We start from the raw sequence: 12421 nt of genomic DNA, 5'->3' as shown, positions 1-12421 counted from the left end.
CTGAGATATGGGAGGTATCAGATCATGAATAAAAAAAGAATAATTGCAGGAGTGCTTGCTGCATCCGTCATGATAGGTAATATGGCAATGACAGGCACAAGCGTTTATGCATCAACACCATCAAATGGTCAGAAAGAAGAAGTCGTATATATTATGACAGATGCCAATGGAAAGGCGGATACAGTAGATGTGGTCAATATATTTGGAAAAGGCGATATCATGGATTATGGAAATTATAGTTCGGTAAAGATGTTGACTGCAGCCGATACGATCACACAGAATGGAGATACCATCACATTCTCCACGAATAAAGATAAAGTGTACTATCAGGGTACGATGAATGATGCACAAATTCCATGGAATATCTCCATTACCTATATACTGGATGGAAAAGTACGGTCAGCAGAGGAGCTTGCGGGTCAGTCGGGTGCATTAAAGATTCAGATACAGATTACAGAAAATACAAAATGCAGCAATGATTTTTTTAACAACTATGCGCTGCAGGCAGCATTAACTCTTGATACAAAGCGTTGTAAGAATATCACGGCAGATGGAGCTACCCTGGCAAATGCAGGTGCAGACAAACAGATCAGTTATACCATTCTTCCGGGAAAAGGACTGGATGCAGTTATAACCGCTGAGGTGGCAGATTTTGAAATGGATGCCATTGCAATCAATGGAATAAAACTGAATCTGAATATCGAAATTGATGATGCAGAGCTGATGGGCAAAGTAACAGAGATCATGGATGCATCTGCAAAGCTGAACGATGGTGCAGCAACCCTTTCGGATGGAACTGCAAAATTAAATGATGCAGGAGGAAATCTCAGCAGTGGTGCAGACTTACTCTATGACGCTACAAGTACATTAAACAGTGGAATCAGTTCCTTAAGTCAGGGCGCCCGTACTATGCAGGAGGGATTAGATACATTAAACGCCAAGTCTTCTACGCTGACCAGTGGTTCAACACAGATTAAAGAGGCGCTTGCCACAATGCAATCCAGTCTTGCAGATGTGTCTGTCTCAACAGAACAGTTAAAACAGTTAACGGACAGCTCATCAGCTATCAGTCAGGGAATCAGTGACCTGTATGATGGTGCGGTTACCTTACAGACAAATCTGTCCTACGAAGCCTATAGAGGCGCCATGAATCAGAACGGGCTCAATATTGATGATTTAAAATATGGAAACAGTGCTGCAATTACCACCCTCTCCGAACAGATGGCAGGGCTGCAGGCACTTTTAAATGATATTCAAACGGCATATCCACAATATGCTGAGGATGAAACGCTGGCAGCGCAGGCGGCACAATTAGAAGCACAGATTACAAGCCTCTCTGAAATAGCCGGATTATTAAACGGGAATAATGCAGCCATCGGAGGTACAGAAACCTATCTGAATACCGTCTCATCTGGTGTGGATTCACTTGTCAGCGGTCTGTTGGATTTAAAGGACAAATATGAGACATATGACGCTGCAATTGTGGCACTTGCGAATACATTATCTGGTCTGGCCGTGAATATGAGTTCCTTGAAAAACGGAATTGAGCAGTTGGTTACCAATTATGCAGCATTCGATTCTGGTATCACGGAATATACGAATGGTACGGCAGCCATTGCAGCGGGTTATTCAGAACTTGTGGATGGTGTCAGCACGTTAGCCGCCGGCAGCAAAGAACTATTGGAAGGAACAGGAACCTTGAAGCAGGGGACATCAGATTTATATGATGGTATGATTTCTCTGGGTGATGGTGCAGCAGATTTAAATGATGGAACCAGTGAATTTTATGAGAAGACATCAGATATGGACACTCAGGTGGAGGAGAGTATAGAGGAAATGATTGCTTCTATTTCCGGGGATGAAACAGAGACGGTTTCATTTGTGTCTGATAAGAATAAGAATGTGAAATCGGTTCAATTTGTGATCAAAACATCAGCGATTGAAAAAGAAGAGGCAGTTATAGCAGAAGATACTACAACTACAAAGTTGAATTTCTGGCAGAAATTACTTCATCTATTTGGGAAATAAAGAACAAACCGCGTCAACATCACGCGGAAACACACTCTGGGATATAAAAAAATCCTGTAAAATAATTTACAGGATTTTCACAGCTCCCCGAGTTGGGCTTGAACCAACGACCCTTCGGTTAACAGCCGAATGCTCTACCACTGAGCTATCGAGGATTATGATTTGATTGTCTCCCAGTGCCTTTGCACTGGGTGATAGTGGAGAATACGAGAGTCGAACTCGTGACCTCCTGCTTGCAAGGCAGGCGCTCTCCCAACTGAGCTAATCCCCCATGAAATGTTATTGTTCCCAACAACTTTTATAAAATACCATATTCCATGGGAGCTGTCAATATATTTTGTGATATTTCCTTGATTTTATACATAAAATTCTCAATTTAATTTTAAATATAGAAGTAGGGCTGCCGTTAGTCTTCATAAAACAAACGGCAGTCATTCTTATTTTAGCAGCAGTATCTTATCCTCCGGGATCTGAAGATAATCAGGAATTCCCTTTTCGTCCAGCATGCCCCAGTCATTTCTCTGTACAAACCAGCATATTTCCTCCGCGCCATCTTCAGCGCCTTTCAGAAAATATTTTCGTTCGAACTGCAGTTCCGCCATGCTGTTCACCTTTACGGGAATGCAGTTTTTGGCCGCAGCGCCCCACCGCGGAATAAAATCGTGAGCACGGACTCCAAGATACCGAATATCCCCGGGGATTTTCAGATGTAAATCCAGTGCTACTCCCCAGTCAGGCGCCATTAGGGTGTTTGTCCCCAGGTGGGTGACCTGCGTGATATTTTTACAGCCCGTGAGCCTGGCTGCTTCTTTCCACTGTGGATTTGCAAATATTTCTTTTGTCCTGCCGCAGCAAATGACCTGTCCGTCGTCCATAATCAGGAGCTCCTCGCTGAACCGGTAGATCTCATCCCTGCTGTGGGATACCAAAATAACGGTGCCCTCATAATCAGCCAGGATTTCGATCATTTCCTGCTGGAGCCTGTCTTTTAAAAACACATCCAGTGCGGAAAATGGTTCATCCAGCAGGATCATATCCGGCTCGTATGCCATGATTCTTGCCAGAGCGGCTCTCTGCTGCTGGCCGCCGGACAGCTCCCCCGGCAGCCGCTTGCCCAGACCGCTCAGCTGGAACTTCCCGAGCATTTCCTCAACTCTTTTGTCCTGCTCAGCCTTCGTCCCTTTTAACCCGGCGGCAATGTTAGCCTTTACAGTCATGTTTGGAAAAAGGGCATAATTTTGAAACAGGTATCCCACATTTCTTTTCTGGGGCTTCCAGTTTACTTTTTTTTCAGAGTCAAAGACTACTTTTTGATCTACGATAATTCTGCCTTCATCCGGCGTGACAATTCCGGCTATACTTTTCAGCGTCATGCTTTTTCCGCACCCCGAGGCGCCCAAGATACCGATGCGGCGGTTGCTGCTTTTCAGGTGCATGTCCAGTGTGAAACTTCCCAGTTTCTTTTTAAAGGTCATTTCAACAGCCATGTCAGTGCTCTCCCCTGTCCGTTTCCCAAAGCCCGCTTTTTCCTCCAGTTTTCCTCAGTAAACGTATCTCGCCCAGTTCCATGCCCTTATCAACTGCCTTACACATGTCATAAATGGTGAGCAGTGCGACGTTTACCCCGGTCAGTGCCTCCATCTCCACGCCGGTCTTGCCAACCGTCTTCACAGTGCATATGGCCTCTATTGCACAGCACTGGTCGTGATATGCAAACTGAAGCTCTGCATTTGTCAGATTTAACATATGGCACAGAGGAATCAGTTCGGAGGTTCTTTTAGCGCCCATAATGCCAGCAATCCGGGCCACTCCCAGGACATCTCCCTTTTTAATATCTCCGGTTTTTACCAGTTCGTAGCATTCCCTGGACATCCATATCATTCCGCTTGCAGCTGCCTCACGTTCAGTATCCTGCTTTTTGCTGACATTTACCATGATGGCATTGCCCTGGGTGTCAAAATGTGTAAACTCTCCCATATATTGCGCCTTCTTTCCCGCCTTATTCTGCCCTGCCGCCCCTTATATCAGCCGTGCGGCTTTTCTTTGTTAAATCATACCTTACTCTATTTAAAATGTCCAGACGGTATTACTGTCTACAGATTTTCTTTGAGATACGCGCCAGGCATTTAGCTAGTGTTAAGAATCATTTCACACTAATTTTTTTTATCCTGGGGAGTGTCGAAAACAGAAAAAGTTTCGTATTTAGTGTTATAATTTTTTAAAAGAAAAGAAGTGAAAAAGGTTTTGAAGTATGATTGTGCCATAAGGAAAGTAAAGGAGGTGATAAATATGGTACATGTAAGTTCAAAAGAACAAGTTTATGAATATCTTGAGAAACAGACAAAGAAATTTGATATGAAATATGTATCATCCTATACAACGGTAGATATCTGCAATCAACTGCATATGTCGAGGTCTCTTGTTTCCTTATACTTGAATGAAATGGTAAAGGAAGGAACCGTTATCAAAGTGAATTCCAGACCGGTATATTATCTCAACCGTCTGGTATTGGAACAAAAGTACCACATGCAGATTGAAAAAAATGAATATCTAAGTATTTTAGAACTTACAAAAGAAATTGAAAAATTTGTCTCAAAGGAAAGTGATTTTGACAAGGCAATTGGAAACGAAGGGAGCCTTAGTTACTGTATTGCACAAATAAAGTCTGCGCTGCTGTATCCGGGCGGGCTTCCGATTCTTCTGAAAGGGGAAATGGGGAGCGGAAAAACATTTCTGATGAAGTTAATCCAGGAGTACTGCGTCAACCATAAGATTTTAAAAAATCCTCAAAACTTTCAAAGAATCAAATTCAGTTCCAGGGAAAATGCACTTTATTATGAAGAATTACTTTTTGGAAGTGAAGACACGGAAGGCGGCCTTAAGGCCGGACTGCTGGAGAAGCTGGACGGAGGGATTTTGTACTTGGAAAACATCCCGGAGCTGGATGAGCGGCTTCAGGAAAGGCTTGCGGATTATATTACGACAGGGGGGAAGAACAGAGACGGAGAAAAAAAGAGTGCAAAGAGAGTTGGTGTCCGGATGATTTTAAGTATGGACATCAAATCAGGCAGACGGATGTCGCCCGGTCTCCTGGTGAATATCCCCGTGGTTTGTGAAGTGCCCTCATGGATTGAAAGGAATGAGGACGAGAGGAAAGAATTTATAGTCCGCGCATTCAGGGAAGAGCAGGACCGGTTGAACCGCATGATTTATATTTCTGAAAAGCTGATTTTCAAGCTTGTCAACTACCGGTTTGAAAATAATATTACGGAACTTAAAAAATGTATCAAAATGATCTCGGCAAATGCATATGCACAGTGCAATTCACCCCAGGAAATGAGCATCTACCAGTATCATCTTCCTGCCGGTATGCTGGAAATATTAAGCCCGGATGAGAAAGATTCCGCTATGGTCCGGCTGGATATGATTCAGGCAGACTCTTCGGGGGACAAGATTTTGGAAATGTGGCAGAATCTTGCGGACAATTATAAAGAGACAATAGAAGTGGAAGGTTCTTTTTCAGAATTTTTAGAACGAAGCAAAAGGACGCTGAAACACTATTACGATATTTTGATTTTTCAGGAGTCCTTTCTGGATACCCGGCTGCATCCGTTGGAAAATATTGTGGCAGGTATGATTGCAAATATCAGAGGAACATATCATATCAATTTTCCGGCCAATTGTTCGTATGTGATTGCCAGAATGCTGATTGCCCAGCAGAATCACAATTCAAAGATCAAAATCTGGGAGAGGGAGAACCAGGAAAGAATTCAGAAGATGTATCAATTTCTGGTAGAAAATATGCCGGATCTCCATTATTTGGCTGATTTGCTTGAAAAGCAGATTTTATCAAATATTAACATGGTGCTCTCTCCCATGAACCGGGTATTTATTATGATTAATATTCACTCGTACAATAACAAATTAAAACTCATGGATACCACAGGGATTGTGCTCTGTCACGGGTATACCACAGCAAGTTCCATTGCCGATGTGGTGAACACAACACTCCAGGCGCAGCTTTTTGAGGCGATTGATATGCCGATGGAGAGCTCCATTGATGAAGTGATTCAGAAATTATCCGTATTTATTAATGAAAATAAATATTTTAAAAATATTATCCTGATGGTAGATACCGGCTCTCTCGAAGGGCTGGGCGATATGATAGACAGAACGGTGAATTTAGGAGTCATTAATAATGTGTCCACGATCCTGGCCCTGAATATCGGAAATATGATTCTGGCAGGGGACAATATGCAGGATATACTGGAGACAGCCTGCCGGGAAAATCAATGCCGCTTTAATATTATCTCCAGAGAAAAAAAGGAGAAGGCGATTGTTTTCACAAGTGAAGTAGGAAAGAATATTGCGGAAAAGTTAACTCGAATGTTTCGCGGAAGCCTGCCCAAGTCTATTCCTTTGGAAATGATAGCATATGATTTTGACAAATTGGAGCAAAATGGAAGCAGTGACCTGCTTTTCGAAAAATACGAAGTAGTGCTGCTTGTAAAAACACTCAGCCTAAAGATAGAAGAGGTCAATTCAGTTTCTTTGGAGGAAATCATTAACTTCAAAAAGATCCATATTGTGGATCATGTACTTTCAGACTATCTGAATCAGGAGGAGATTGAAAAGTTTGACCAGGCGCTTTTAAAAAACTTTTCGCTGCAGTCCGTAATGGAAAATCTAACAATCTTAAATGCCCAGAAGTTACTGGATTATGTCAGTGATGCCACTATGCTGCTGCAGCACATGCTGAAACGAAAGTTTCTGAGCAAGACAGTTGTGGGGATCAATATGCATATCTGCTTTTTGATTGAACGGCTTGTGACAAAGACACCGATAGAAAAATACAAAGAAATTGAAAAATTTAAGGGAGAACAACAAGAGTTCATCCGGATTGTAAATGAAAGTTTTCGGACACTTCTGGAACAGTATAATGTGAAACTGCCGGACAGTGAAATTGCGTATCTGTTTGAATATATAAAAAATGATGTGGAAGTGGAAGAAAACGACAATAATTTTTGATAACAACTCTATAAGGCAGGAAAAGGCCGGATTCATGAAGTTCCTGTCCCCAGAGATGTTGAATATAAAGGAAAGGAGCTCACATGCTTAGATTGGTGCTGGCATCCCACGGCAGACTTGCTGAAGGGATGAAAAATAGTGCGCAGTTTATTGCCGGTAAAACGGCAGAGATATATACAATCTGTGCATATTTAGAAGATAAAGTAACTTTGGAGAGTCAGATAGATGAATTATTCAGCAGATTTGCTGATACGGATGAAATCATCGTAGCGACGGATATTTTTGGGGGGAGTGTAAATAATGAATTTCTTGCCCGTATTCGGAAACAAAACTTTTGGCTTGTATCCGGCATGAACCTGCCAATGATTGTACAGCTGACGATGATCAAAGAAACGGATGATATCCAAAGTAAAATAGAAGAGGCCGTGGAAGGCGGAAAGGAAATGACCTGTTTCTGCAATCCAATGGTGGAGGATATGTCTAAGGAAAAGGAGGAATTTTAAAGGAGTGATATACAGGGAACAACTATACGCCATGAATATTCATTACCGGTATTATGATTTGGAGTATTTTTTTGAAAAATGCCAGAATATGCAGTTTGTGAATGCAGAATTATGGTTGTGCCCCCAACATTTTTACATAAACAGTTATTGGAGTGAGAGTTCTGATAAGCTGAAAAAACTAATGGAAAAGTATGGCGTAAAAATTGCCTGTCTCTGTCCGGAGCAGAATAATCCAAAACCAAACAATATCGCAGCCAGATCAGAGCTTTTGGTTCATAATACGGAAATGTATTTTAAAAAGGTCATCAGTCTGGCCGGTGAAATCGGCTGCAGAAAAGTGCTGGTGACGCCTGGGTGGAATTATCATGACGAAGAGGCAGAAACAGCAAGGGCCAGATCTGTAAAAATGCTGCGGCGGCTGTGTGATTACGCTGCGGATCTGGGGATAGAACTGGCGTTGGAAAGTATCTGGAATAAGTCTTCGGAAATTGCTAATACAAGGGAGAAGATTCAGGTACTGAAGGAAGCGGTAAATCGAAACAATCTGAAGCTGACCATTGATCTTGGAGCATTGGGAGCTGTGGGAGAATCCGTGCAGGAGTGGTTTGATCTGTTTGGAAAGGACATCATTCATTGTCATTTTACAGATGGAAACCCGACCGGACATATGCCATGGGGACTGGGGCAAAGAGATATGAGGTCGGTTCTGAAGAGCTTTGATAAAAATAAATACAAGGGAGGCTTTTCAATGGAATATGTGGATTCCAGGAGTTTTAAAGAGCCGGAAAAATGGGATGATCAGACGCTGAAAAAGTTTGAAGAGTGTACAGAAAGAATGGGAGGTTATGCAGATGATTAAATTATGCAGGGTGGACCATCGTCTGCTGCATGGACAGGTAGCCTACGTCTGGTGCCGTTCGCTGGACGCAGATGCGATATTAATTGTGTCAGACGCAGCCGCTAAGGATGAAATGCGGATGGCAACAATGCGGCTTGCAAAGCCGTCAGGAATAAAGCTTGTCATTAAAAGTGTGGAAGATTCTATTAAAGCGATTAACAGTGGAGTAACAGATAAGTATAAACTGCTGGTTGTTGTAGAGAGCGTGCGGGATGCACACTGCCTGGCAAAACAATGTGAGGCCGTGAAATCAGTCAATTTAGGCGGCAGTAAAATCAAGGAAGATTCGAAAAAATTAGATGTTGCCTTTTATGTGACAAAAGAAGAATGCACGCTGCTGAGAGAAATGCTGGATGATTCGGTCGAGCTTGAAATCCGGCAGGTGCCGGAAGATAAGAAGAAAATGGTTACAAAAGAAATGTTGGGCTAATAAGGAGGGAAAAACAAATGTTACAGGCACTTTTGGTTGGTCTTGTAGTATTTATCGGAAAAGCGGATTATTTTGTGGGGACCGCGATGCTTGGCAGGCCTCTGGTACTGGGGGCGCTGGTTGGAATTATCCTGGGAGATGTCAAGACCGGCGTCATGATCGGCTTCCAGTTGGAACTGGTATTTATGGGAATGTATGCCATTGGGGCTTCCATTCCTCCGGATATGATCGTTGGTTCTGTACTGGGTACTGCTTTTGCAATTACAACAGGGAATGGAATGGAGACTGCAATTACGATTGCCATGCCGGCAGCAATTTTATCCGCATTTGTTGTCAATCTGTTTTACGGAGTCATTACACCGATAATGGCAAGGGCGGCAGACCGGTTTGCAGAAGAGGGAAAGTATAAGAAAATAGAAGCAATTTTCCTGTCCAATGGTTTCCTCTTTGATCTTACATTTGCAGTGATTGCGTTTGTTGCATTTTTGTTCGGAGGGGATGCTGTACAGGCAGTAGTATCTGCGATTCCGGGCTGGCTGACATCTGGAATTACCATTGCAGCAGGAATTCTTCCTGCACTTGGTTTTGCACAGCTGATCAGCATGATCATGTCCAGAAAGGTTGCGGTATTCTTCCTGTTTGGATTTTTATTAAGCGCATATTTGGGTGTGTCTACGGTAGGTATTGTATGCTTTTCAGTTGTAATAGTAGGTATTTTACTGATTGCAAAAGATTTTATGCCGGCTCAGAAATCAGCAGTACAAGGAGGGATAGATGATGACAACGAATTCTAGAAAAACATTGACAAAGAAAGAACTGAAAAAGGGGTTCTTTCGAACATTTACCACTTCTCACGCATGGCATTATGAAAGGCAGCAGCACATGGCATTTGAGTATGCCATGATTCCTGTAATCAATAAACTGTATGACAAGGAAGAGGACAGGATTGCGGCATATGAGAGGCATATGGAATTTTATAATTGCCAGACCACAATGCAGCCTTTTATCTTTGGTATCACTGCCGCCATGGAAGAAGAGAATGCAAATAACGAAAATTTTGATACCTCTTCTATCAGCGCGATGAAAGTATCTTTAATGGGGCCGCTGGCAGGTATCGGAGACTCCCTGATCGCCGGGACTCTGCGTATTATTGCAACAGGAATTGCGGCAGGGCTATGTATGAGCGGGAGTATTCTGGGACCGATTTTGTTCCTGCTTATCTATAACATTCCGACAATTGCATTGCGTTATTTTGGTATAAAGTTCGGGTATGGTCTTGGAAATAAGATTATCAGCAAATTGTCAGAATCCGATTTAATGAATAAGCTGACCCTGTCAATGTCCATTGTAGGGTTGATGGTGATTGGAGCCATGGTGGCTTCCACAGTGGCGGTGACAACTCCCATTGCATTTAATATCAGCGATACAAATTTTTCGCTGCAGGAGACATTGGACAGTATTTTCCCGAGTTTGCTCCCGCTTGCCGTCACGCTTGGCTTGTACAAGCTGAATAGAAAACATGTGAATGTTTTAGTGCAGGTGATTGGAATTATGATATTGGCAGTTATATTGGGCGCTCTAAAAATTTTAGGATAACATAATAGTGGAGGGAGACAAGACATGGAATATTGTTTAGATACGGGTGATTTGGAAATGGTAAAAAAGGTGGTGGATCTATACCCGGTCCGGTGTTTCAGTATGAATCCGAGTATTGCTGTCCGCTGCCTGAAAGGGACGGGGAGAACATTTCTGGAAAATGCCAGAATGATACGCGAAGTCATCGGAGAGGAGTATCCCTTTTATCTCGAAGCGATGGGGGATACGGCGGAGGAAATGATAGAGGATGCGCATAGAATCCGGGAAGAAATCAAGGGAAATACGTTCATAAAGATTCCGGCATGCCCGCAGGGGTATAAGGCGATCCGCCTGTTAAAAGAAGAGGGGATCTTATGTTCCTGTACTGCTATTTATGATTTTAACCAGGCAATGCTTGCGGCAGAAGCGGGCGCTTACTGCGTCGCAGTATATGTCAGCCGTATTGACAATGCCGGAGGAGATGGAATCGGAGTCGTGAAAAAAATAAAAGATGCCTTTGTGCTGGAGGGACTGGAATGCAAGGTGTCGGCTGCATCTCTGAAAAGTGCAGTTTATTTGGAAAAAGCAGCTTTGGCCGGTGCAGATAATGTTACGGTTACTCTGGAAATGCTGGATACAATGGCGGTTCATCCTATGACACAAAAGACGCTTGATACTTTTAAAGAAGACTGGGAAGGGTTATTTGGAAAAGGAATCCGGGTAGCAAATATGGAGAAATAGGACGCGGCCGGTAGAAATGGCAGGATAAAAAAAGAATGAGAAGAAATACAAATTACCGGGCATGGGGGTCCGTAGGACATTACATACAGGGCCCCGGCCTTTTGGAAGAGATTGAAAGTTACGCGAGTGAATTTGGACAAGCACACTTTTATATTATTGATGTATTTTTTTATGATGAGTGGAAAGAAAAACTGAAAGCTTTGTACCGGAACAGTAAAAGTACGTTCAGCTGCGGGGCGTATGAAGGAGAGATAACACACCGCAAAATTTCAGAATTTCAGAAACAGGCAGTGGGAACTGAAATTGATACAGTGATTGCAATCGGAGGCGGTAAATCCATCGATGCTGCAAAGGTGACCGCGGCCCGGATGGACTGTGCGCTTCTGATCTGCCCGACAATTGCATCCACAGATGCGCCAACCAGTGCGATGTCGATTCTTTACAGTGAAGACGGTAAAATGAATGAGATAATGCTTCATAAAAGGAATCCAGATCTGGTGCTTGCAGACAGCAGGATAATTGCACAGGCTCCGGCAAGGTTCCTGACTGCGGGAATGGGCGATGCGCTGTCAACCTATTTTGAAGGTTTGTCAAATATACAGAGCGGACATGAAAATTATGTATGGTGTGATAAAAAGCCGTTTGTTTCAACAGTAAGCGGCCGGGCCATTGCAAAATGCTGCTATGAAACACTGATTCAGGATGGATATGCGGCTAAACTGGCATGTGAAAGACATTTGTGCGTTCCCGCCTTGGAAAATATCATCGAATGTAATATTCTAATGAGCGGGCTGGGATTTGAGAATGTAGGATGTTCGATTGCCCACGCGATAGGAAATGCCATCACCGTGCTTCCGGAGGGAGAAAACCTGATGCATGGAGAACGTGTAGGATTCGGTGTAATATGCCAGTTGGCTGCCGAGCATTATGACACTAAAACGCTGGAAGAAGTTCTTAACTTTTGCATTATGATTGGAATACCAGTCTGCTTTGAGGATATGTCAATTGAACTTACGGAAGAAAATTTACAGCAGATTGCAGAAGAGTCTCTGGAAGCAGACTCATGGCAGGCATGCAGCAGGACATGCCAAAAAGAGGATATTGTTCAAATAATGAAGATTGCGGATGCATTTGGGTGCGATTATAAAAAGAAGCACGCCGTAAAATGAAATTGAAGAGAGCAAAAAGCAGCAGGTCTGCCTGGCATGCAGTATTTTA

The 12421-nt window shown here is 43.0% G+C and carries 11 protein-coding genes and 2 tRNA genes; 9 read left to right on the top strand and 4 right to left on the bottom strand.

Annotated elements, in window-relative coordinates; genetic code table 11:
- Nucleotides 1-24 precede the first annotated feature (24 nt).
- Nucleotides 25-2028 carry a hypothetical protein gene (locus tag GKG43_RS09200; protein ID WP_055154005.1) on the top strand — a complete coding sequence of 668 codons (2004 nt, stop codon included), beginning with the start codon at nt 25-27 and terminating at the stop codon, nt 2026-2028.
- Nucleotides 2029-2111: 83 nt separating this feature from the next.
- Here GKG43_RS09200 and GKG43_RS09195 read toward each other — a convergent pair.
- From GKG43_RS09195 to moaC, 4 genes are all read right to left on the bottom strand, one after another.
- A tRNA-Asn gene (locus GKG43_RS09195) sits at nt 2112-2183 on the bottom strand.
- A gap of 43 nt (nt 2184-2226) precedes the next feature.
- Nucleotides 2227-2299, bottom strand: a tRNA-Ala gene (locus tag GKG43_RS09190).
- Between the two features lie 166 nt (nt 2300-2465).
- A complete protein-coding gene (locus GKG43_RS09185; protein ID WP_055154003.1) occupies nt 2466-3515 on the bottom strand; it encodes an ATP-binding cassette domain-containing protein in 1050 nt (349 codons plus the stop codon).
- Between the two features lies 1 nt (nt 3516).
- Nucleotides 3517-4005: a cyclic pyranopterin monophosphate synthase MoaC gene (moaC, locus tag GKG43_RS09180; protein ID WP_055154001.1), complete on the bottom strand. Its 489-nt coding sequence runs from the start codon at nt 4003-4005 to the stop codon at nt 3517-3519.
- Nucleotides 4006-4317: 312 nt separating this feature from the next.
- Here moaC and GKG43_RS09175 point away from each other — a divergent pair, with 312 nt between their 5' ends.
- The 8 genes from GKG43_RS09175 (at nt 4318) to GKG43_RS09140 (ending at nt 12372) form a co-directional block, all read left to right on the top strand.
- Complete coding sequence (locus tag GKG43_RS09175; protein WP_055153999.1) at nt 4318-7056, top strand: sigma 54-interacting transcriptional regulator; 2739 nt, start codon at nt 4318-4320, stop codon at nt 7054-7056.
- An 83-nt stretch (nt 7057-7139) separates the two neighbouring features.
- Nucleotides 7140-7559, top strand: a complete 420-nt coding sequence (locus GKG43_RS09170) for a hypothetical protein (protein WP_050638980.1) — start codon at nt 7140-7142, stop codon at nt 7557-7559.
- A 4-nt stretch (nt 7560-7563) separates the two neighbouring features.
- Complete coding sequence (locus GKG43_RS09165; RefSeq protein WP_129879030.1) at nt 7564-8418, top strand: sugar phosphate isomerase/epimerase family protein; 855 nt, start codon at nt 7564-7566, stop codon at nt 8416-8418.
- A complete protein-coding gene (locus tag GKG43_RS09160) occupies nt 8411-8887 on the top strand; it encodes a PTS sugar transporter subunit IIB (RefSeq protein ID WP_050638978.1) in 477 nt (158 codons plus the stop codon). The genes GKG43_RS09165 and GKG43_RS09160 overlap by 8 nt, the downstream gene beginning before the upstream one ends.
- A gap of 17 nt (nt 8888-8904) precedes the next feature.
- Complete coding sequence (locus GKG43_RS09155; RefSeq protein ID WP_025653611.1) at nt 8905-9681, top strand: PTS sugar transporter subunit IIC; 777 nt, start codon at nt 8905-8907, stop codon at nt 9679-9681.
- Entirely contained in the window at nt 9662-10483 is an 822-nt protein-coding gene (locus GKG43_RS09150) for a PTS system mannose/fructose/sorbose family transporter subunit IID (RefSeq protein WP_081732957.1), read from the top strand. Before GKG43_RS09155 ends, GKG43_RS09150 begins: the two co-directional genes overlap by 20 nt.
- 24 nt (nt 10484-10507) lie before the next feature.
- On the top strand, nt 10508-11203 hold the full coding sequence (locus GKG43_RS09145; protein ID WP_050638977.1) for a transaldolase family protein: 696 nt from the start codon (nt 10508-10510) through the stop codon (nt 11201-11203).
- A 35-nt stretch (nt 11204-11238) separates the two neighbouring features.
- Nucleotides 11239-12372 (top strand): glycerol dehydrogenase, encoded by a 1134-nt coding sequence (locus tag GKG43_RS09140; RefSeq protein WP_055153997.1) that lies wholly within the window; start codon nt 11239-11241, stop codon nt 12370-12372.
- The last annotated feature ends 49 nt before the right edge of the window (nt 12373-12421 follow it).

It is taken from the genome of Eubacterium sp. BIOML-A2 (genome assembly GCF_009680135.1).
Classification (GTDB): domain Bacteria; phylum Bacillota; class Clostridia; order Lachnospirales; family Lachnospiraceae; genus Faecalicatena; species Faecalicatena contortus_B.
The sequence above is the reverse complement of the archived record's forward strand: the minus strand, read 5'-3'. Positions and strand labels throughout refer to the sequence as shown.

What these genes read in the sequence shown, in the direction of transcription:
- GKG43_RS09175 (WP_055153999.1), top strand. Translation starts at nt 4,318, where the DNA reads ATGGTACATGTAAGTTCAAAAGAACAAGTTTATGAATATCTTGAGAAA.
- GKG43_RS09155 (WP_025653611.1), top strand. Translation starts at nt 8,905, where the DNA reads ATGTTACAGGCACTTTTGGTTGGTCTTGTAGTATTTATCGGAAAAGCG.
- GKG43_RS09145 (WP_050638977.1), top strand. Translation starts at nt 10,508, where the DNA reads ATGGAATATTGTTTAGATACGGGTGATTTGGAAATGGTAAAAAAGGTG.
- GKG43_RS09140 (WP_055153997.1), top strand. Translation starts at nt 11,239, where the DNA reads ATGAGAAGAAATACAAATTACCGGGCATGGGGGTCCGTAGGACATTAC.
- GKG43_RS09200 (WP_055154005.1), top strand. Translation starts at nt 25, where the DNA reads ATGAATAAAAAAAGAATAATTGCAGGAGTGCTTGCTGCATCCGTCATG.
- GKG43_RS09185 (WP_055154003.1), bottom strand. Translation starts at nt 3,515, where the DNA reads ATGGCTGTTGAAATGACCTTTAAAAAGAAACTGGGAAGTTTCACACTG.
- GKG43_RS09150 (WP_081732957.1), top strand. Translation starts at nt 9,662, where the DNA reads ATGATGACAACGAATTCTAGAAAAACATTGACAAAGAAAGAACTGAAA.
- GKG43_RS09160 (WP_050638978.1), top strand. Translation starts at nt 8,411, where the DNA reads ATGATTAAATTATGCAGGGTGGACCATCGTCTGCTGCATGGACAGGTA.
- GKG43_RS09170 (WP_050638980.1), top strand. Translation starts at nt 7,140, where the DNA reads ATGCTTAGATTGGTGCTGGCATCCCACGGCAGACTTGCTGAAGGGATG.
- moaC (WP_055154001.1), bottom strand. Translation starts at nt 4,005, where the DNA reads ATGGGAGAGTTTACACATTTTGACACCCAGGGCAATGCCATCATGGTA.